Genomic DNA, 1,049 nt, shown 5'->3' with positions numbered 1-1,049 from the left:
GAGCAAGAGCAGCAACTGGCTCAGACTTTCGGTTGTGTACGCTTTGTCTATAATTGGGCTTTGCGACTCAGGTCTGATGCCTGGTACAACGATAAAAAACGTCTTGGTTACCATGAGTCCTCCAGTGCTTTGACTGCACTGAAGAAAAACCCAGACTATTCTTGGCTTAACGACATATCCTGCGTTCCCACTCAACAGACACTCAGACACCTTCAGACCAGCTTTAAAAATTTCTGGGATGGCCGGGCGAAATACCCTACCTTCAAGAAAAAAAGGTCTGCTCAAAGTGCTGAATACACACGCTCTGCTTTTAAGTGGAATAATAGTCAGTTGACGCTTGCCAAGCATAAAGAGCCGTTGAATATTCGCTGGAGTCGTGATATTCCAGACAAACCCACAACGGTTACAGTTTCCATGGACAGCGCAGGCAGATACTTTGTATCGCTGCTTTGCAGTACAGACGTTGAAACCCTGCCTGTTTCCCCTAACTCTGTTGGTGTTGATCTTGGCATTAAAGATACGACCATTACTTCTGATGGTTGGAAGTCTGGCAATCCGAAGTACACTGCCAGATATGAGCAAAAACTTGCTAAATATCAACGCCGATTGAGCAAGAAGAAAAAAGGTTCTGCTAACTTCCAGAAAGCAAAGCTGAAGGTAGCCAGAGTTCACGCCAAAATTTCTGATAGTCGCAAGGATTTTCAGCATAAGCTGACTACAAAATTGATCCATGAGAACCAAATAATCAGTCTTGAGTCGCTTCAGGTTAAGAACATGGTTAACAATCCCAAACTGGCTAAAGCGATTAGCGATGCTGGATGGGCAGAACTGGTTAGACAAATTGAATATAAAGCCGATTGGTATGGACGAACTGTCGTTAATATCGACAAATGGTATCCATCCAGTAAGCGATGCTCCTGCTGTGGCTACACACTGGAAAGGCTCGACCTCTGTGTGCGTAGCTGGGAGTGTCCTGAATGTGATACTAAGCATGATCGTGATACCAATGCTGCGTTAAATATTAAAGCTGCTGGGCAAGCAGTCTTAGC

At 44.7% G+C, this 1,049-nt stretch carries 1 protein-coding gene; it reads left to right on the top strand.

Going from position 1 to position 1,049, the window contains the following annotated elements; all coding sequences use genetic code 11:
- A partial coding sequence (locus V4C51_RS17775) for an RNA-guided endonuclease TnpB family protein (RefSeq protein ID WP_330927504.1) occupies positions 1–1,049 on the top strand: 1,049 nt, incomplete at both ends.

Origin of the sequence: Candidatus Sororendozoicomonas aggregata, from assembly GCF_031528575.1 — a bacterium.
Lineage (GTDB): Bacteria > Pseudomonadota > Gammaproteobacteria > Pseudomonadales > Endozoicomonadaceae > Endonucleibacter > Endonucleibacter aggregata.
Note: the sequence above shows the minus strand (reverse complement) of the source record. Positions and strands in the feature narration are given on the sequence as shown.